An 18,550-nucleotide genomic window follows, 5' to 3' on the forward strand; every position below is an offset into this window, starting at 1 on the left:
GTCAAGCTACCAGAGCGACCAGCTATTATCGGTTTTGCGCCATCGCCACATTCATTGAAAATCAAATGCGCTCAGACCCGTAACCATCTCGTCGAGGCCGAGCGGCCGCGTCACCGGAGGTTCGGCGCGCGAGAGGCACGCTACCCGCTCGCACAGCCGGCACGCGGGGCCAACCTGCGTCATGCCGATGAACTTGCCAAGCGGAGCGGCACTGATGCTGCGATTGCCGAGCGCGCTGCCATAGACCGTATCATCGGCAAACGCGATATCGCAGCCAACGAGAATCGCTGTGCGGCGTGGACGCTCGTTGAAAGCGCCTTGCGGACCCTCCAGCGTGCGGGCAATCGTCAGGAACTCCGCGCCGCCCGGCATCTCGACCGCCTCGACAAGGATTTGGCCGGGCTGGGCGAAGGCGGAATGGACCGGAAGTTTCGGGCAATCCCCGCCGAAGCGCGATTGCGGAAAGCCCTGCGACCCGGCCCGGCGGAAACGATTGCCCGCATGGTCGACTTCAAGCATGAAGAAGCCAATGCCGTTTTGGTTCTGCAGCGTCGTCAAGCGGTTGGCCGCATGTTCGAACGAAACGTTGAAACGCGAGCGCAGGACGTCGATATCATAACGCGCCCGGGTCGCGGCAGTCTGAAAGGGCTGGTATGGCATCATCAGCGCATGGGCCGCATAGCGCCCGAGTTCGAAGCGCGCGATGCGCTTGGCCTCGTCCGAGGAGAGTTTCAGTTCCTGGATTTCCGCCGCGATCACCACTTGCATGCGCATAAGCACCGCTTCCATCGCCACTTCGCGCAGCTGGTCGAAGGGCGATAGCCGTTCGGAAATGAACAGGCGCTGCGAGTGGCGGTCATAGCGGCGGCGCCAGTTGGGCATGGTTGCGACCGGAAGCACGCGCACGGAAATGCCATGCTCGCTCTTCAGCCAGCCTTTCAATGCGGCAAGCAGTTCGTCACCGGGTTTGATGAGGCTGACAAAACTGTCGACCTCGCCTTCAATGCGCGGGAAATGGTTGGCGCGCCGCTCCAGAACTTCGCGCACCTCGTTTAGCGGAAGGCGCGTCGCCGAAAGCGACGGCGCGCGGCCGTCCTGAGCCAAAAGATCGGAAAGATCGGAAAGCCGCTCCATCTGCTCCTTATAGGCGCGGTAGAGTTTGATGATTCCGGCAGCCGCATTGGGCGCCGCATCGCTGATCTCGATCAGCTCCTGGTCGCCGGGCAATTCCCCGTTGAGCAGTGAATCGGAAAAGACCTCTTTTAGCGCCGCCATGGAGGAACCGGTCTCCATCTGCAGCGTGTCGAGTTCAATCTTGTAGGTCGCGGAAAGCTTCAGCAGCAGCTGCACAGTCAGCGGTCGCTGATTGCGCTCGATCAGGTTAAGATAGGATGGCGATATGCCGAGCGCCTCGGCCATGGACGTCTGCGTCAGGCCGCGCTCGTTGCGGATGCGGCGGATACGGGGCCCCGCAAAGATTTTTCCCTCAGCCATTGAGGCACCCCCGGCTTGGTGTATTTGCAGAGTGAGCGTTGTGCATAACGCCTCGTTGACAACAATTTACATCGGCAAGCCTATTACAAGATTTACAACTTTACAACCTCGGACTGTCAAATTGGCCACAGCCTAACTCGAAATGCAGCCCAAATATCGCGATATTTCTGGATCGTACCGCGCTGCAATGTAAATTTAGTCACATCAACGCAGCGCAAACGCATCAGGCTGTGGGACGCAAACTCTTTGTGGAGACAAGAATGACTGATTTTTACAACCTCGTACCAAACGCTCCGGAGGGCCGCTATGATGGTATCGAACGCCCCTATACGCCTGACGATGTCTTGCGCCTGCGAGGCTCGGTTCAGATCAAACATACTCTTGCTGAAAACGGCGCCAACCGGCTCTGGAAGCTCATCCACGAAGAAGGTTTCGTCAATGCGCTGGGTGCTCTCTCGGGCAATCAGGCAATGCAGATGGTTCGCGCAGGCCTCAAGGCAATTTATCTTTCCGGATGGCAGGTTGCCGCCGATGCAAACACTGCTTCAGCCATGTACCCAGACCAGTCGCTCTATCCGGCCAATGCAGCGCCGGAACTGGCCAAGCGCATAAACAAGACGCTGCAGCGCGCCGACCAGATCGAGACGGCGGAGGGCAAGGGTCTTTCGGTGGAGACCTGGTTTGCTCCGATCGTCGCTGACGCAGAAGCCGGCTTCGGCGGTCCGCTCAATGCCTTTGAGATCATGAAGGCGTTCATCGAGGCGGGTGCTGCCGGCGTCCACTACGAGGATCAGCTCGCTTCGGAAAAGAAGTGCGGTCATCTCGGCGGCAAGGTGCTGATCCCGACGGCGGCGCATATCCGCAATCTCAATGCCGCGCGGCTTGCCGCCGACGTCATGGGGACGCCGACGCTGGTCATTGCCCGCACCGATGCGGAAGCCGCGAAGCTTCTGACATCCGATATCGACGAGCGTGATCGTCCGTTCGTGGATTATGATGCGGGGCGGACGGCGGAAGGCTTCTATCAGGTCAAGAATGGCATTGAACCCTGTATCGCCCGGGCGATCGCCTATGCACCGCATGCCGATCTCATCTGGTGCGAGACGTCGAAGCCAGACCTTGAACAGGCAAGGCGCTTTGCCGAAGGCGTGCGCAAGGAGCATCCGGACAAGCTTCTTGCCTATAATTGCTCGCCTTCCTTCAACTGGAAGAAGCATCTCGACGAGGCAACGATCGCAAAGTTCCAGCGGGAACTCGGCGCCATGGGCTACAAGTTCCAGTTTATTACGCTCGCCGGGTTCCACCAGCTCAATTTCGGCATGTTCGAACTCGCCCGTGGCTACAAGGACCGGCAGATGTCGGCCTACTCGGAACTGCAGGAAGCGGAATTTGCCGCCGAGGCCAATGGCTACACCGCCACAAAGCACCAGCGCGAGGTTGGCACCGGCTATTTCGATGCGGTCTCGATGGCAATTACCGGCGGCCAGTCCTCGACGACGGCCATGAAGGAATCGACCGAGACGGCTCAGTTCCGTCCGGCTGCGGAGTAACAACCGACGAGGCGGCCTGGCCCATATATGCCGCCTCGCTCATCCGGCGATCACAAGACCGCCGCTGCAACGCCAAACAAGGAGAAAATCATGGCACCGCAGACACGCGTAAAGGAACGGGCCGAGGAGCAATCATCGGCCATGAATGCAGACCAGCAGGCTGTCATTCGCATGGTCGCAAACGACCTGCACCGCCTCAACCAGTCCGTGATGAAGGCGGTCGATGCCGGCGTATCGGTGGAACTCGTCCGCTCGGCCCGCCATCATGGCGGCGACGGCAACTGGGGCGATCTTCTGATCCCGGTCGTGGTCACGCGCCAATAACTGCAGCCGTGGCCTTCTCGGGCTTCGGTCTGGAGCCCGCACGGCGCAAAGACCGCCCGCAAGCGATTGCGGGCGGTTTTTAGTTTTTCCGCCTTGCAGCGTGAGAGCGAAAGGGTGGATCGTAGGATCAAGAGCCAGGATGACGGCGAGGGTGGTGCGAGGACGACGAGAGGCTCCTTCTTCGACCTTCGTTCAATTTACACGTCCACGGCGAGTGGCCAGACTCAGGGGCGCAACCTCGGGGTCCAGAATGAGCGGCTACGTTTACATCGTCACCAATTCCAGAAGGGGCACGCTCTATATTGGCGTGACGGCGGACCTACCCGGCCGTGTCTATCAACACAGAGAAGGCCTGACGCCGGGATTTGCGTGGAAGTATGGCTGCAAGCGGCTTGTCTGGTACGAACAGCATGAACTCATCGTCGATGCCATCCAGAGGGAGAAATCGATGAAGAGGTGGTACCGGGAATGGAAGATTCGGTTGATCGAAGGCTTGAACCCGCAGTGGGATGATCTCTACCACACGCTTCGGTAACCGGCACTTCGCGGACCATTCCTCTGCCATCACGTCGGTTTTTCCGGTTCAGCTTCCCATTGCCGCGTTCGACTCCCTCCCTGCCGCGCTGTTCAACCGCTGTTCGCTGCGTTGACACCCCGCAGCTCTCACCCGTTTAACACCCCACCAACTCCCCAACCGCCGTCATCAACTCTGTTGAACGAGGTCGTCTCTCAGTCTGGCATTGAGCACGACAACGATCTTTCGCATGACGGCAGCGAGAGCGACAATCGGCTATCGCAGGATCCGCGGCGGGCGGCCCGAGGTTCGAACGATCCTCTTCATGCCCGCCATGCAGGCCGCACGTGGCAAAGGCGAGTTCGCCGCCTTCTACAAACGTCTCGTCGCCAGTGGCAAAAAGCCGATCGTCGCTCTCGCTGCCGTCATGCGAAAGATCGTTGTCGTGCTCAATGCCAGACTGAGAGACGACCTCGTTCAACAGAGTTGATGACGGCAGTGAGAATGGCGCGATAACGGCAAGGGAAGGTCGCGCGAGAAGGTGCGCGTACGGGTCTGAGACAGCGCAAGGGAAATGCGAGGAACCGTCGCCAGTCGTATCGTGTGCCCTTCCTTCTACCCCTTTTGGCAAACGTCGTCGCCCGGCGCCACGGCCCAACGCCGCCACCGGCCGTGTGGCGTTCTTTCTACTATGGCCAGACCCGACCCTCCACAAATATATCCGGGGCCTGCCTCCCATCGGCAAGTATTTTGCTCTATCATTTTGGCATCGAAACGAAATCTGGTGATTGATGCCTTCCGAAACCCCTGAGAAGAAGCCCGCGCGGACTACAACACGGCGGCGAACGCCAGCCTATGTCAAATCCAAGCGCGGGGTGAAAAACTGGCGCGAAGCTTCAGAATGGCTGGCCTGGCGGGATATCGAAGACATTGAATGCATTACGCCGGACCAGGCGGGTGTCGCCCGCGGCAAGATGATGCCGTCGAAAAAATTCACATCCAATACCTCGCTCGCCCTGCCCTCCGCCGTGTTCATGGCGACGATCTCCGGCTCCTATCCAGAAGACGGCCACGGTTTTTCCTATCCGGAGGACGACGGCGATCTCAAGCTGATGCCGGACCTTTCGACCCTTTCCGAGGTTCCCTGGGAAAGCGATCCGACGGCGCAGGTCATCTGCGATCTCGTCAACAAGGAGGGCGAGGCCGTCGAGTTCACGCCGCGCAACGTCCTGAAGCGCGTCATGGCCGCCTATAGCAAGAAAGGCCTGAAGCCGGTCGTCGCCCCGGAAATCGAATTCTACCTCGTCCGCAAGAACCCCGATCCCGACTACCCGCTGACCCCGCCGGTCGGCCGTTCCGGTCGCGCCATCGGCGGCGGCCAGGGTTATTCCATCGCCGGCGTCAACGAGTTCGACGAGCTCATCGACGATATCTACCATTTCTCAGAAGGCCAGGGTCTCGAGATTGACACGCTGATCCACGAAGAAGGCGCGGCGCAGCTCGAAATCAACCTGCGCCACGGCGATCCCGTGGAGCTTGCCGACCAGGTGTTCATGTTCAAGCGCACCATCCGCGAGGCCGCGCTGAAGCACGACATGTACGCGACCTTCATGGCCAAGCCGATCCAGGGACAGCCGGGCTCGGCCATGCACATCCACCAGTCGATCATCGACAAGAAGACGGGCCGCAATGTCTTCACCAATCCGGATGGCACCGAAAGCGAAGCGTTCCGGCATTTCATTGGCGGCATGCAAAAGCACGTGCCGGCGTCGCTTGTCATGTTCGCGCCTTATGTGAATTCCTACCGGCGTCTTACACCGGCGGCCTCGGCTCCCGTGAACGTCAAATGGGGTTATGACAACCGTACGACCGCGTTTCGCGTGCCGCGCTCGGACCCCTCGGCGCGCCGCGTCGAGAACCGCATCCCATCATCCGACGCCAACCCCTATCTCGCGCTTGCGGCGTCGCTCGCCTGCGGTCTGATCGGCATGAACAACAGGCTCGAGCCCGACGCACCGGCCTCGACCACGGTCAATGACAGCCTGATCGAACTGCCGCGCGGTCTCATCGAAGCGACAATCCTGTTCGAGCAGGACAAGGACCTGATCGGCATGCTTGGCGAAGCCTTCGTCATAACCTACGCCGCCATCAAGCGCGCCGAGTTCGAGACCTTCATGGAGGTGATCAGCCCGTGGGAGCGCGAATATTTGCTGCTCAACGTTTGACACGAAAATTGCCTTACGACATGCCCTATCAATCGCCCATTTCACCCGGCATCTCCTGGTACGAAACCACCATTCCTGACCGGACCGAATATCCGGCACTCGACGGATCACGCCAGGCGGACGTCGTCATCATCGGCGGCGGTTTCACCGGCCTTTCAGCCGCCGTCCACCTGGCGTCCGCGGGAGCCGACGTGGTGCTGCTCGAAGCCTATCGCTTCGGCGACGGCGCATCGGGACGCAACGGCGGCCAGCTTGGCACCGGCCAGCGCACCTGGGCCGAGGACCTCGAAGCGCAGTATGGTTTCACGCGCGCCAAGGCACTGTTCGATCTTGCCGAAGAGGCAAAAGCCTACCTCCTGCAATTTGCCGAAACCCATGGTATCGACATCGAATATGTGCCGGGGCAAATGTCGGTGGTGCACAAGAAGCGCTATCTGAAGCATTACCAAAAGCATGCGGAGCTTATGGCGACACGTTTCGGCTATCCGCATATTCATTTCATGGATGCGGCGGAGACTGCCGAGCGGCTCGGCTCTAGCCGTTTCCTTGGGGGAAACTACGACAAGGGGACGGGCCACATCCAGCCGATGAAGCTCGTGGTCGGAACCGCCCGGGCAGCAGCAAAAGCCGGCGCGCATCTCTTCGAAAACACCAAGGTCACGGGGATCAGTTCCGAAAACGGACGCGTTGCTGTCACGACCGGTTCGGGGACCGTGACGGCGGCCAAGGCCCTGATCGCGGTCAACGCCTATGGCGGCAATCTCGAGCCCGTCAGCGCGGCGCATGTGATGCCGATCCGTTCCTTCATCGGCGCCACGGTTCCGCTCGGCAAGGACAGCCCCGTCCTCCCAGGCGGGGAAAGTGTCGACGATTCCCGCTTTGTCGTGCGCTATTTCCGCCGCTCACGCGACGGCCGCCTGCTCTTTGGCGGGCGCGAGGCCTATACGGCCGATAATCCGGAGGACATCAGCACCCATATCCGGCGGCAGATCGCCGAAATCTATCCGGCACTGGCCGATGTCGAGATTACCCAGGCCTGGGGTGGTTCGGTCGGTATCACGCTTCCGCGCCAACCCTTCGTGCGCGAGGTGATGCCGAATGTGATCTCGGCCGGCGGCTATTCCGGCCATGGGGTGATGCTGGCCAACTATGTGGGCAAGCTCTATGCGGAGACCGTAGCCGGCAATCGCGACCGGCTAAAGCTTCTGGAGGAACTAAAGGTCCCGGCATTTCCCGGCGGGCGCACATTACGGGCGCCGCTGCTGTTTCTGGCGCTCAGCTGGTACGCGCTGATGGACCGGGTCTAGCGGCTACACCTTCCTGACGATCACGCTGCCGACAGAGTAGCCCGCGCCGAACGAACAGATGACTCCTAGGCTGCCGGGTGCGAGATCGTCGGAGAATTTCGAGAAGGCGATGATCGATCCGGCCGACGACGTATTGGCATAGTCCTGCAGGATGTTCGGCTGTTCGCCTGGCTGCGGCTCGCGCCCGAGCACCTTGACGCCGATCAGATCGTTCATGCCCTTATTGGCCTGGTGCAGCCAGAGGCGCGACAGGTGCGCGGGTGCAATGTTCTCGTCGGCAAGGTGGGTGAGGATAAGGTCGGCGACGATCGGCACGACCTGCTTGAACACCTTGCGGCCCTCCTGGCGGAACAGCATGTCGCGCCGGTCGCTCATATGGCCTTCGCGGGTCCGCCGCAGGAACCCGTTATTGTTGCGGATATTGTTGGAAAACTGGGTGAGGCAGCGGGTCGACACGATTTCGAAACGATCGGGCGCCGTCGCAAGATCGGCACGCTCGAGCAATACCGCCGTACAGACATCGCCGAAGATGAAATGGCAATCCCGGTCGCGCCATTCGAGATGCGCCGAACAGATTTCGGGATTGACCATGAGGATAGCGCGGGCCGAGCCTGAACGGATCATGTCTGCCGCCGCCTGAATGCCGAAGGTCGCCGACGAACAGGCGACGTTCATGTCGAAGCCGAAACCCTCGATGCCGAGCGCCTGCTGCACCTCGATGGCGATGGCAGGGTAAGGCCGCTCGTGGTTGGAGGCGGCGCAAATGACCGCATCGATTTCCGAGGCGGTGCGTCCGGCCTTGGCGAGCGCGTCCGTTGCGGCTTGCACCGCCATTTCCGCCATGACCGAGAGTTCTTCATCGCGGCGTTCCGGCAAGACTGGATGCATGATTTCGGGATCGAGCACCCCCGATTTGTTGAGGACGTGGCGACGCTCGATGCCCGATGCACGCACGATGAAATCTTCGGCCGACATGGCGATTGGCTCGCGCGTTCCCGCCGCGATCTCGTCGGCATGAAGTTCATTCTGCCGCGTCGCAAAGGTGTTGAACGCCTCGACCAGTTCGGCGTTGCTGATGGACTGTTCAGGCGTGAAAACGCCCGTACCGCTGATGACGACCTTATGCATGGCGCTTCCAGTGTTTCTTTCCAAAAACCGATAGAGACTCCCGGCGCCCGGCGCAAGTAATCCCGTATTGTCATAAGAGGTTCATCGACGGGCCATAGGCTTTCCCTATATTTCGATGATGGATTGGTAGGGGAACTGGCTATGACGGCGGAGAATTTGGCGGCAACGAGCCTCAGCGAACACCCTCTCGAAAAACCCAGGAGCCTCGGCAATCTGCCCAACTATGCGGTCGTCGCGATCCTGATCGCCGGCCTTATCTATGTCGGCTGGTCGCTGACACAGGATTTGACCAGTGCCGTCGCGGTGCCGTGGATCCTGCTCGGTCTTGCCCTGGTGACGGCGCTGGGCTTTGAGTTCGTGAACGGTTTCCACGATACCGCCAATGCGGTCGCGACGGTCATCTACACCAATTCGATGCCGGCGGAATTCGCCGTGATCTGGTCGGGCTTTTTCAATTTCCTCGGTGTGATGACCGCAAGCGGTGCGGTTGCCTTCGGCATCATTTCATTGCTTCCGGTCGAACTGATCATGCAGGTGGGTTCGAGCGCCGGCCTCGCCATGGTTTTCTCGCTGCTGGCGGCCGCGATCATCTGGAACCTCGGCACCTGGTATTTCGGTCTGCCCGCCTCAAGCTCGCATACGCTCATCGGCTCGATCGTCGGCGTCGGCCTTGCCAACCAGTTCGTCGCGCCGACAGGCACGGCAACCAGCGGCGTCGACTGGTCGAAAGCGACCGAAGTCGGCATGTCGCTGCTGATTTCTCCGCTTGTCGGCTTCGGCGCGGCGGCGCTCCTACTTCTCACCATGAAGCTATTCATCAGGAACAAGGCGCTTTACGAGGCGCCCAAGGGCAATACGCCGCCGCCGCTGTGGATTCGTGCAATGCTGATTTTCACCTGCACCGGCGTCAGTTTCGCCCACGGTTCGAACGACGGCCAAAAGGGCATGGGCTTGATCATGCTCATCCTGATCGGCGTCGTGCCGACCGCCTTTGCACTCAACAGGACTCCCGACATCAACTATCTCGATGCCTACAAGGCCGCTGCGACGCAGGCCGGCGCCGTTCTCCAGAAATACGAAAAGCCCGGCGTCGTCATGACGGATGCGCATGCCGTCGTTAGCGAGGCCGTGCGCACCAAAACCTGGAGCGATGCCACGACCGTCGCGCTACAGCAGTTCATCGTCGATACCAATGCGAGCATTTCGCCCTACGGTTCGGCGGCCAATGTGCCGACCGGCATGGTCAGCAACACGCGCAACGACATGTATCTTGCCGGTGAAGCGCTCAAGCTGATCGACAAGAAGAAGCTGCTGCCGATGGAAGCGGCGGACCTTGCCGTCATCAAGACCTATCACCAGGCAATCGACAATGCGACGAAGTTCATCCCGACCTGGGTCAAGGTGGCCGTGGCGCTGGCGCTCGGGCTTGGAACCATGGTCGGCTGGAGGCGCATCGTCGTGACCGTCGGCGAAAAGATCGGCAAGACCCACCTGACCTACGGCCAGGGCGCTTCCGCCGAACTGGTGGCCATGGGGACCATTTTCACCGCTGACACCCTCGGCCTTCCGGTGAGCACGACGCACATATTATCGTCGGGCGTCGCCGGAACGATGGTTGCGAACGGATCGGGACTGCAGATGTCGACCGTGCGCAACCTGCTCATGGCCTGGGTGCTGACGCTGCCCGTTTCGATCGCCCTCTCGTTCACGCTGTTCGTGATCTTGCGTCATCTGATCTGATAGAACTGGCCTCAAACGAGAAATCATGGCCGGCCATGCCGGCCACTACCATATACGCGCAATCCAACCTTTCTGCTCCGTCAATTGGTCGAATGCCACATCGGCGGAGACGAGGGGCAACTCATAGTGAATCGCGCTCGCAGCGAGCATCCGGTCAAAGGGATCGCGATGCGGCCAATCCAGCAGGCCTGCCTTGAGGCTTACTTCAGGCGTCAAAGTTGCAACACGGCCCAATTGTGCTTCGAATATGGGAAGAAGGCGATCAACAAAGGGCGCCATCTCCGGCCATTTGCCGAGCCGCACCTTGTGGCTGATTTCAAAAAAACTCACGGGAGAAACGAAAACCTCATCGGCTTCCTCAATCATCGACAAATGAGCTTCCGGAAGAAGTTTATCCGCAAGCATAAACCAAGCCCAGACATGCGTATCGAGCAAGACAGCTCTCATTCACTACGTTCCCAAAGCGCCAATTCCTCCTCGGACATAGGCTCAAGAAAATCCGGCGCCGTACCGGCAAGTTCCTTGAGCGCTCCGGCTTTAAAGCGGCTTTTGGGGATCGGAACCAGCTTCACCACCGGCTTGTTGCCTTTGGCGATAATAACCTCTTCTCCCGACAAGGCGGCATCGATCAACTTCGAGAGATTTGATTTGGCTGCATGGACATTGACCTGCATCGGAGTTCTCCAGATTAGCTAACTTAGCTAATAGCACACAACTTCGCTGAAAGCGAACATGTCCGTTCCTGAACGAAGGTTGAACCAACCTTGCTGGGCTATTCGCCTTTCGGTGCGTCCGCGCCGACGGTCACCTCGGCCCAGGCGTCGAAATCACGCGCCAGTTCGCCGATCTTCTTGCGGGCATTTTCTAGCGCTTCCTTGCCGAGAAGAAGACGCAGCGGTGGATTTTCCGCCTCCACAGCCTGGACGATCGCCTTTGCCGCGCGCACCGGATCGCCCGGCTGGTTGCCACTGACCTTGCGCAGCATATCGAGCCGCGCGCCGGCGGTGGTCCGGTAGTCCTCCATCGTTTCCGGTACTTCATTGGCCGAGCGCCCCGCCCAGTCGGTACGGAAGCCGCTGGGCTCGACGATCAGGACCTTGATCCCGAGCGGCGCCACCTCCTTCGACAGCGATTCCGAAAGCGCCTCGACGCTGAACTTGGTTGCTGCATAGAAGCTGACGGCGACATTGGCGATGAGACCGCCCTGCGAGGAAATATTGACGATCGTCCCGGAGCGCTGCTTGCGCATGACAGGCAGGACCGCGCGCGTCATGTTGGCGAGACCCCAGACGTTGATGTCGAACATCTTGCGCACTTCATCCATGTCGCTCTCTTCGAGCGAGCCGAAATAGCCGATGCCGGCATTGTTCACGAGCACATCGATCCGACCGAAATGCTCGTGCGCCGCCTTGACTGCGCTGGCAATCTCTTCGGCCTTAGTCACATCGAGCTTCAGGACGAGGGCATTGTTCTTGTGGTCTTTGGCAAGTTCTTCGACATGCGCCGGGTTGCGCGCGGTGACGACCGTCGGATAGCCGAGTTCAAGCGTGTGCCGCGCGAGTTCGCGGCCAAAACCGGTTGAACAGCCAGTGATGAACCAGACAGGTTTGGATGTCATGATGATGTCCTTGATGATGAGGCGCCGCAGGGTCCAAACGGATCAGAGGAGCGCCGTGGGAAAAGCTGGACTACGCGTGCAATGTAGACCACCCGGCAACTGATTCAAGTTTTGATGCAACCTGAGTTCATCGTTCAGATGCAACGTCCCCCATCCACCTCAAGCGCAACACCGGTGATGAACTCCGCTTCATCCGAGGCAAGCCATAGCGCAGCATTGGCGACATCGAGCGGCGTCGACAGGCGTCCGAGAGGCACGGTCGCCTTGAACTGCGCGCGCTTCTCCGGCGTGTCCTCGCCCATGAACAGCCCGAGCATCGGCGTTTCGCCTGCCACAGGGCAGAGGCAATTCACCCTGATCTTTTTGGGTGCAAGCTCGATGGCCATGGACTTGGTAGCGCTTATCGCCCATCCCTTGGAAGCGTTGTACCAGGTCAAGCCCGGCCGCGGCCGCAATCCCGCCGTCGACGCCGTGGTGATGATCGTGCCGCCTCCCTGCGCCTCCATGATCGGAACGACGGCGAGTGCCGCATAGTAGATCGATTTCATGTTGACGCCGGTGATAAGATCGAACGTGCTCTCGTCAACGTCGAGCATCGACCCGTTGCGGTAGGTGAAGCCGGCATTATTGACCATGATGTCGATGCGGCCGAACTGGTCGGCTGCCGCCTGGACCATGCTCTCTACTTCGTCCTTGCGCGTCACGTCGGCATGAACGGCAATAGCCTTCGCGCCGATAGCTGCGGCAACCTTTTGCGCACCCTTGAGATTGAGGTCGGCCACTACGACATTGGCGCCCTCCTCGGCAAAGCGCTTTGCCATCCCTTCGCCGAACCCTGACGCTGCGCCGGTGATGATTGCTGTCTTGCCTGCCAAACGGGTCATTTCATCTCCTGGATATGCTCATTGCTGGAATTGCTTGATATTTGCGGTCAATCGTGGCGGAAAACGATCGTCTTGGTCGCCGACATATCGTAAAGCGCCTCGAAACCCTTCTCGCGGCCATGGCCGGATCGTTTGAAACCGCCGAAGGGCAGTTCGATGCCGCCCCCAGCGCCATAGGCGTTAACGAAGACCTGCCCGGCGCGGACCCGCTTGGCGACGCGATGCTGACGCGCGCCGTCCCGCGTCCAAACCCCGGCGACAAGGCCGTATTCAGTATTATTGGCAATGCTAATCGCGTCGCTCTCATCGTCAAAGGCAAGGAGCGATAGGACAGGACCGAACACTTCCTCCTGTGCGATCACCGCCAAGGGATCGACCGAACCGAAGAGCACGGGCGCCACGTAATAACCGGCCGCCGGCGCGGCAGCAGCAATTGACCCGCGCGCAACGATTTCGATGCCGGCCTCCACGGCCCCGGCAACATAGGAATCGATGCGGCGCTTCTGCGCCGGATTGATCACGGCCCCAAGGTCAAGATCGGCATCGTGCGGGCCGGCGACAAGTTTGCTAAAGCGTTCGGCGAGCGCGCCCTCAACTTCACGATAGATGCTGCGCTCGATAAGCACCCGGCTGCCGGCGGAACAGCTCTGGCCGCCATTCTGTATGATCGCATTGACAATGACCGGCAAGGCCTTGTCGATATCGGCGTCGGCAAAGACGATTTGCGGCGACTTGCCGCCAAGTTCCATGGTGACGCCGCGATTGTTGAACGCGGCTGCCTGCTGGATGGCGGTGCCGGTGGCTGGCGACCCGGTGAATGTGACGTAGTCGATGCCCGTATGCGCGGATAGCGCCGCCCCCGCCTCGCGTCCATAACCAGTGATGATATTGAGCACACCCTCCGGAAAACCGGCTTCGATGGCAAGTTCTCCGATACGGATCGTCGAAAGCGATGCATCTTCGGCAGGCTTGACCACCAAGGTATTGCCCATGGCAAGCGCTGCCCCCACGACCCTTGCGAGGATCTGCAGCGGATAGTTCCAGGGAATTATCCCGGCAACGACCCCATGCGGTTCACGCAAAGTGAGCGCCGTGTAGCCATCATTGAACGGAATGGTATCGCCGTGGATCTTGTCGGCGGCGCCACCATAGAACTCATAATAGCGCATCGCAGCGGCAACATCGGCCTTTCCCTGGCGGAGCGGCTTGCCCGTGTCGCGCGATTCGAGCGCAGCGAGTTCGTCGCCGTGGCGCTCGATCAATTGCCCGAGCTTGGTCAAAAGCCTGCCGCGTTCCGCAGCGGACATGCGCGACCAGGGTCCACTATCGAAGGCGTCACGCGCTGCGCTAACGGCGCGGTCGACATCCTCCGCCTTGCTTGCCGGGATGCGTGCAAAGGCTAGGCCATCCGATGGACACAAAACAGTGATCGTTTCTTGCGAAAGTGCCCCGACCTGCCGACCGTTGATGATGTTCAGGAACTTCTGATCCTGCGCGACAACTTTGGAGAGATTCTGTACCATGACTACTTCCTGTTCGTTGCAATCGTAAGTGAACCGACACGAATTGGGAATGCATTTTGACGCAGTTCGTGCGCTGGGACTGGTCATTTTAAATCGATTAGATTATACAACGCTGCGCCCATCGACGCATTCAGGCATAATGAGAGCATCCGTATGACAAGCCAGATAATCCCGGTTGAACCCTTTGATTGTATCGTTTTCGGTGGCACAGGCGATCTTGCAGAGCGCAAACTGATACCGGCTCTCTACCAGCGTCAGCGTGACGGGCAGTTCTCCGAGCCGACCCGCATCATCGGTGCCTCGCGTTCGGCCATGACCGACCAGGGCTACCGCGATTTTGCGGCAGCGGCGATCAAGGAATTCGTCAAGGCCGACGAGATCGATCCAAAGCAGCTCGACCAGTTTCTTTCACGGATCTTCTATGTCGCCGTGGACGCCACGTCCGATAATGGCTGGGAGGAACTCAAGGCGGCGATCGGCAACGACACCAAGCGAATCCGAGCTTTTTATCTTGCGGTCAGCCCGTCACTGTTTGGCGATATCACGAGCCGGCTCAAGAGCCACAAGCTCGTGCACGATCATACCCGCATCATAGTCGAGAAGCCGATCGGCCGCGACCTCGCCTCGGCGATCGCCCTCAACGACACGATCGGCCACGTCTTCCACGAGCAGCAGATATTCCGCATCGACCACTATCTCGGCAAGGAAACCGTGCAGAACCTGATGGCCCTGCGCTTTGCCAATGCCCTCTACGAGCCCTTGTGGAACTCCGCTCATATCGACCATGTCCAAATCACCGTTGCTGAAGCCGTCGGGCTCGAGAACCGTGCCGGCTATTACGATACGGCCGGTGCGCTGCGCGACATGGTGCAAAACCATATGCTGCAGCTGCTCTGCCTCGTCGCCATGGAACCGCCGTCGTCGATGGACGCCGATGCGGTGCGCGACGAGAAGCTGAAGGTGCTGCGCTCGCTCAGCCCGATCAACAACAAGAATTACGAGGAATTGACTGTGCGCGGCCAATACCGCGCCGGGGCGTCCGCCGGTGGCGCGGTCAAGGGATATCTGGACGAACTCGGCAAGCCGAGCAGCACCGAGACGTTCGTTGCCATCAAGGCCGAGATCGCCAACTGGCGCTGGGCCGGCGTGCCGTTCTATCTGCGGACCGGGAAGCGCCTCGCCACGCGCGCATCCGAGATCGTCGTTTCCTTCAAGCCGATCCCGCACTCGATTTTCGGCGACAGCGCCGGCCGCGTGGTCGCCAACCAGCTCGTGATCCGCCTGCAGCCCGACGAGGGGGTCAAACAGTGGATGATGATCAAGGATCCGGGTCCGGGCGGTATGCGGCTTCGCCATGTTCCGCTCGACATGAGCTTTGCCGAGTCCTTCCAGGCACGCAATCCCGATGCCTATGAACGCTTGATCATGGATGTCGTGCGCGGCAACCAGACGCTGTTCATGCGCCGCGACGAGGTGGTTGCGGCCTGGCAGTGGGTCGACCCCATTCTCAAGGCCTGGGCCGAGGACGGACAGCCGCCCTACGGCTATACGGCCGGCACCTGGGGACCATCGGCTGCGATCGCCCTGATCGAGCGCGACGGTCGGACCTGGCACGAAGCGGAAGCATAGGAAGGTCGCACGTGTCATGGTGATCGATCATAAGCTGAACAGTTTCGCTGACGGTGATGCGCTCGCTGCGGCACTCGCATCCACCGTCGCCGAACGGCTTGGCACCGCATGCAAGGAACGCGGAAGCGCCGTGCTTGCGGTCTCAGGCGGCACGACCCCTGCCCGCTACTTCAAAGCCCTTTCTCATAAGCGGCTACCCTGGACGAACATTACGATTACCCTCATCGACGAGCGGTATGTGCCGCCGACGAGCGACCGGTCCAACGAGAAGCTCGTACGCGAGCTGCTCCTGCAAAACGAAGCGGCGGATGCCAATTTCGTCGGCCTTTACAATCCTGCGCCCAATGTCGAACAAGGTGCTAAACTGGCGTCGGAAGCAATCGGCCGGCTTGGACGCCCGTTTGACGTTTCCGTGCTTGGCATGGGGAACGACGGGCACACGGCATCGTTCTTTCCGGGCGGCGACCATCTTGCTGCGGCGATTGCGCCGGACCAGACGGCGCCGGTTCTGCCCATGCAGGCGGAAGGCGCGGGCGAACCGAGGCTGACGCTGACGCTTCCGATGATTGCCGGATCGCGCTTCGTGGCACTGCATATTGAAGGCGCGGCGAAGAAGGAAGTGCTCGATGCTGCGCTTGGCGAAGGCAGCGCGCTCGACATGCCGATCCGTGCGGTTCTGCGCTATGAGCCGATCGAGCTTGAGATTTTCTGGGCGCCGTAAGCGGCCCGACTGCGTCGCTGCATCGGGAAGCTCCCAACTTCCGGGCAGCCGCCAAGAGGAGATAGAAGATGACCGTCCTGCAACGGGTAAAAAGCATTACCAATCGCATTTGCGAACAATCAAGACCAACGCGCGATGTCTATCTCGATCACCTGCGGGAGGCAGCCTCGCGCAAGCCGAAACGTTCCGCGCTCGCCTGCGCCAATCTTGCCCACGGCTTTGCCGCGTGCAGTCCATCCGACAAGGCGGCGCTTGCCGGCGACGTGGTGCCCAATCTCGGCATCATAACCTCCTACAACGACATGTTGTCGGCGCATCAACCGTTTGAAACCTACCCGCAGCTCATCAAGGCGGCGGCCAAGGAAGCTGGCGGCGTGGCGCAAGTCGCCGGCGGTGTTCCTGCCATGTGCGACGGTGTCACTCAGGGTCAGCCGGGCATGGAACTTTCCCTGTTCTCGCGCGATGTCATCGCCATGGCAACGGCGATCGGCTTATCGCACGATATGTTCGACGCCGCGGTATATCTTGGCGTTTGCGACAAGATCGTGCCCGGGCTCGTCATCGGCGCGCTCACCTTCGGTCATCTTCCAGCGGTATTTGTTCCAGCCGGACCGATGACGACGGGCCTGCCCAACGACGAAAAGGCAAAGACGCGCCAGCTCTATGCCGAGGGCAAGGTCGGGCGTGATGCACTGCTCGAATCGGAATCAAAGTCCTATCACGGCCCGGGCACCTGCACCTTCTACGGCACCGCCAATTCGAACCAGATGCTGATGGAGATCATGGGCCTGCACATGCCGGGCGCTTCCTTCATCAATCCGGGCACCCCCTTGCGCGAAGCGCTGACCCGCGAAGCCGCGAAACGCGCGCTCGCCATTACCGCCCTCGGCAACGAATATACGCCGGTCGGCGAGATGATCGACGAGAAGACGATCGTCAACGGCGTCGTCGGGCTGCATGCGACAGGCGGGTCCACCAACCATACGATGCACCTCGTCGCCATGGCGGCTGCAGCCGGTATCAAATTGACCTGGCAGGACATTTCCGACCTGTCAGACATCGTGCCGCTGCTCGCCCGTGTCTATCCGAACGGTCTTGCCGACGTGAACCATTTCCATGCCGCCGGCGGCATGGGCTATATCATCCGCGAACTTCTCGATGCCGGGCTCCTGCACGAGGACGTCAAGACCGTCTGGGGCGGCAGCGAGGGACTGCGCGCCTATACGATCGAGCCGAAGCTCGGCGAAAACGGCGCTGTCGTGCGCGAGCCGATCGCTGCCGAGAGCGGCGACAAGAAGGTCCTGTCCACCTATAAGGAGCCGTTCCAGGTGACCGGCGGACTGAAGATGCTCAAGGGCAATCTCGGGACCGCCGTCATCAAGACTTCTGCCGTGAAGGCCGACCGCCACATTATCGAGGCGCCGGCCATCGTTTTTGACAGCCAGGCCGAACTCCAGGATGCGTTCAAGGCAGGCAAGCTCGACCGCGATTTCGTGGCCGTGGTGCGTTTCCAGGGCCCGCGCGCCAACGGCATGCCCGAATTGCACAAGCTGACCCCGGCGTTGGGGGTCCTGCAGGATCGGGGCTATAAGGTGGCGCTCGTTACCGACGGGCGCATGTCCGGCGCTTCGGGCAAGGTTCCGGCCGCGATCCATGTGACGCCCGAGGCACTCGACGGCGGCCTCATCGGCAAAATCCGGGATGGCGATGTCGTCCGCCTCGACGCGGAAATTGGCGCGCTGGATGTGCTCGAGGATCCGGACGTTCTGGCGGGCCGTCCCGCCCCCGAGGTTGATATCAGCCATAACAGCTATGGCATGGGCCGCGAACTCTTCGCGACATTCCGCCAGGCAGTGGGCCGGGCCGATCACGGAGCATCCGTGTTCGGCTAGA

General features: G+C 60.4%; 17 protein-coding genes. 10 read left to right on the plus strand and 7 right to left on the minus strand.

Features of this window, described 5'->3' with window-relative positions:
• Window positions 1-51: 51 nt before the first annotated feature.
• Window positions 52-1,494: a helix-turn-helix domain-containing protein gene (locus HQ945_RS04575; protein ID WP_113279828.1), complete on the minus strand. Its 1,443-nt coding sequence runs from the start codon at window positions 1,492-1,494 to the stop codon at window positions 52-54.
• Between the two features lie 260 nt (window positions 1,495-1,754).
• Between HQ945_RS04575 and aceA the strand changes: the two genes are divergently transcribed.
• The 6 genes from aceA (at window position 1,755) to HQ945_RS04605 (ending at window position 7,414) form a co-directional block, all read left to right on the plus strand.
• The gene (aceA, locus tag HQ945_RS04580) at window positions 1,755-3,044 is read left to right on the plus strand and encodes an isocitrate lyase (RefSeq protein WP_091950341.1); all 1,290 of its coding nucleotides are present in this window, start codon (window positions 1,755-1,757) and stop codon (window positions 3,042-3,044) included.
• Between the two features lie 90 nt (window positions 3,045-3,134).
• On the plus strand, window positions 3,135-3,368 hold the full coding sequence (locus HQ945_RS04585; protein WP_027230260.1) for an SMc00767 family acetate metabolism repressor: 234 nt from the start codon (window positions 3,135-3,137) through the stop codon (window positions 3,366-3,368).
• A 250-nt stretch (window positions 3,369-3,618) separates the two neighbouring features.
• Complete coding sequence (locus tag HQ945_RS04590; protein WP_091919688.1) at window positions 3,619-3,903, plus strand: GIY-YIG nuclease family protein; 285 nt, start codon at window positions 3,619-3,621, stop codon at window positions 3,901-3,903.
• A 229-nt stretch (window positions 3,904-4,132) separates the two neighbouring features.
• Window positions 4,133-4,372 carry a hypothetical protein gene (locus HQ945_RS04595; RefSeq protein WP_246272507.1) on the plus strand — a complete coding sequence of 80 codons (240 nt, stop codon included), beginning with the start codon at window positions 4,133-4,135 and terminating at the stop codon, window positions 4,370-4,372.
• Window positions 4,373-4,673: 301 nt separating this feature from the next.
• Complete coding sequence (locus HQ945_RS04600) at window positions 4,674-6,107, plus strand: glutamine synthetase family protein (protein ID WP_027230262.1); 1,434 nt, start codon at window positions 4,674-4,676, stop codon at window positions 6,105-6,107.
• Between the two features lie 20 nt (window positions 6,108-6,127).
• The gene (locus HQ945_RS04605; RefSeq protein WP_027230263.1) at window positions 6,128-7,414 is read left to right on the plus strand and encodes an NAD(P)/FAD-dependent oxidoreductase; all 1,287 of its coding nucleotides are present in this window, start codon (window positions 6,128-6,130) and stop codon (window positions 7,412-7,414) included.
• Window positions 7,415-7,417: 3 nt separating this feature from the next.
• Here the strand turns inward: HQ945_RS04605 and HQ945_RS04610 are convergent, their stop codons facing one another.
• On the minus strand, window positions 7,418-8,542 hold the full coding sequence (locus HQ945_RS04610) for a beta-ketoacyl-ACP synthase III (RefSeq protein WP_113279826.1): 1,125 nt from the start codon (window positions 8,540-8,542) through the stop codon (window positions 7,418-7,420).
• Window positions 8,543-8,683: 141 nt separating this feature from the next.
• On the opposite strand from HQ945_RS04610, the gene HQ945_RS04615 reads away from it, so the two are divergent.
• Entirely contained in the window at window positions 8,684-10,282 is a 1,599-nt protein-coding gene (locus tag HQ945_RS04615; RefSeq protein ID WP_174207692.1) for an inorganic phosphate transporter, read from the plus strand.
• A gap of 45 nt (window positions 10,283-10,327) precedes the next feature.
• On the opposite strand, the gene HQ945_RS04620 is transcribed toward HQ945_RS04615, so the two are convergent.
• The 5 genes from HQ945_RS04620 to HQ945_RS04640 form a co-directional block, all read right to left on the minus strand.
• Window positions 10,328-10,717, minus strand: a complete 390-nt coding sequence (locus HQ945_RS04620) for a type II toxin-antitoxin system VapC family toxin (protein WP_244532717.1) — start codon at window positions 10,715-10,717, stop codon at window positions 10,328-10,330.
• 8 nt (window positions 10,718-10,725) lie between these two features.
• Window positions 10,726-10,956 carry a type II toxin-antitoxin system Phd/YefM family antitoxin gene (locus HQ945_RS04625; protein ID WP_027230267.1) on the minus strand — a complete coding sequence of 77 codons (231 nt, stop codon included), beginning with the start codon at window positions 10,954-10,956 and terminating at the stop codon, window positions 10,726-10,728.
• Between the two features lie 98 nt (window positions 10,957-11,054).
• Window positions 11,055-11,900, minus strand: a complete 846-nt coding sequence (locus HQ945_RS04630; protein WP_091919696.1) for an oxidoreductase — start codon at window positions 11,898-11,900, stop codon at window positions 11,055-11,057.
• 134 nt (window positions 11,901-12,034) lie between these two features.
• Entirely contained in the window at window positions 12,035-12,784 is a 750-nt protein-coding gene (locus HQ945_RS04635; RefSeq protein WP_091919698.1) for an SDR family oxidoreductase, read from the minus strand.
• 47 nt (window positions 12,785-12,831) lie between these two features.
• Complete coding sequence (locus HQ945_RS04640) at window positions 12,832-14,307, minus strand: aldehyde dehydrogenase family protein (RefSeq protein WP_113279825.1); 1,476 nt, start codon at window positions 14,305-14,307, stop codon at window positions 12,832-12,834.
• A gap of 153 nt (window positions 14,308-14,460) precedes the next feature.
• On the opposite strand from HQ945_RS04640, the gene zwf reads away from it, so the two are divergent.
• From zwf to edd, 3 genes are all read left to right on the plus strand, one after another.
• Window positions 14,461-15,936, plus strand: coding sequence for a glucose-6-phosphate dehydrogenase (gene zwf, locus HQ945_RS04645; RefSeq protein ID WP_027230271.1), 1,476 nt, complete (start codon window positions 14,461-14,463; stop codon window positions 15,934-15,936).
• Between the two features lie 16 nt (window positions 15,937-15,952).
• Window positions 15,953-16,657, plus strand: coding sequence for a 6-phosphogluconolactonase (gene pgl, locus HQ945_RS04650; protein ID WP_113279824.1), 705 nt, complete (start codon window positions 15,953-15,955; stop codon window positions 16,655-16,657).
• Window positions 16,658-16,725: 68 nt separating this feature from the next.
• Complete coding sequence (gene edd / locus HQ945_RS04655; protein ID WP_027230273.1) at window positions 16,726-18,549, plus strand: phosphogluconate dehydratase; 1,824 nt, start codon at window positions 16,726-16,728, stop codon at window positions 18,547-18,549.
• Window position 18,550 lies beyond the last annotated feature (1 nt).

Origin of the sequence: Phyllobacterium pellucidum (assembly GCF_013327855.1) — a bacterium.
Classification (GTDB): Bacteria; Pseudomonadota; Alphaproteobacteria; order Rhizobiales; family Rhizobiaceae; genus Phyllobacterium; species Phyllobacterium pellucidum.